The organism is Bacillus sp. LR--39, assembly GCF_053613335.1.
Window position 1 is genome coordinate 1 of sequence record NZ_JBSIOT010000415.1, and the last position, 983, is coordinate 983.

Annotated in this window: 1 protein-coding gene; it reads left to right on the forward strand. The window is 52.2% G+C overall.

Annotated elements, in window-relative coordinates; all coding sequences use genetic code 11:
• On the forward strand, window positions 1–983 hold a 983-nt coding region (gene xylB, locus ACWHAR_RS23710), incomplete at both ends, for a xylulokinase (RefSeq protein ID WP_452088019.1).

Sequence of the window (983 nt, forward strand, 5' to 3'; positions counted from 1 at the left end):
ATACACGGACAACCGAACAATGCCGGCTGATTAACGACAAAATCGGAAAGGAGCGCCTGCTCGAGATCGCGAAAAATCCGGCGCTCGAAGGTTTTACCCTTCCGAAGCTTTTATGGGTGAAAGAATATGAAAAAGAGCTGTTTGAAAAGGCGGCCGTTTTTTTGCTGCCGAAAGACTATGTCAGGTACACCATGACGGGGCGTCTTCACAGCGAATATTCAGATGCGGCCGGAACGCTCCTGCTAGATGTGAGACATCAAACATGGAGCGGGGAAATCTGCAGAAAGCTCGGCATCCCGGAGTCCTTATGTCCGGATTTGATTGAACCGGGCGCTTGTGTCGGCGGCCTCAGACCGGAATTCGCGGCCGAAACCGGGCTGTCTCCTGAAGTCAAGGTGTTTGCCGGCGGCGCTGATAATGCATGCGGCGCTGTCGGCGCCGGTATTTTAAAAGAAGGAACCGCCCTTTGCAGCATAGGCACCTCGGGGGTTGTTCTCACATATGAATCAAACCGTGATCAAGAGTTTAATGGCAATATTCATTTTCTGAACCATGCAGCCCCCGATGCGTTTTATTCGATGGGAGTGACGCTTTCTGCAGGACGCAGCTTCAGCTGGTTTAAAGATGTATTTGCCGGGCAGGCGTCATTTGACGAATTAATCAGCGATATTGGCCATTCCCGTCCCGGGGCCGGGGGACTGCTGTTTACCCCTTACTTGTCAGGGGAGAGAACTCCTCATGCCGACGCAGATATTCGCGCCAGCTTCATCGGGATGGACAGCGCACATACACGGGCGGACTTTGTCAGAGCCGTTATTGAAGGCATTACATTCTCCCTTCATGAAAGCATTGAACAATTCCGTGCCGGGGGAAAAGACATCAGCCGTGTGATTTCAATCGGAGGAGGCGCCAAAAGCAATCAATGGCTGCAAATCCAGGCGGATATCTTCAACGCCGACATCATCAGACTGACAAGCGAACAG